Annotated in this window: 1 rRNA gene; it reads right to left on the reverse strand. The window is 49.4% G+C overall.

Going from position 1 to position 251, the window contains the following annotated elements:
* Positions 1-154: 154 nt before the first annotated feature.
* Positions 155-251 (reverse strand): 23S ribosomal RNA (locus ACK3CV_RS25480); the annotation flags it as partial.

Here is a 251-nt window from a genome sequence, read left to right on the forward strand (position 1 = left end):
TTCTGAGTTCGGCATGGGGTCAGGTGGGACCACCGCGCTATTGCCGCCAGGCAAATTCGTTTCATTCCAACCGCTTCACTCTCGTGTCGCCATCAGAACCAATCTCGGAACTTCGCTGAAAATCTCTTCGTCTCTAAAACACCTTCGGTGTTGTAAGGTTAAGCCTCACGGATCATTAGTACTGGTTAGCTCAATGCATCGCTGCACTTACACACCCAGCCTATCAACGTCTTAGTCTTAAACGTTCCTTC

It is taken from the genome of Serratia sp. TSO36, assembly GCF_057808395.1.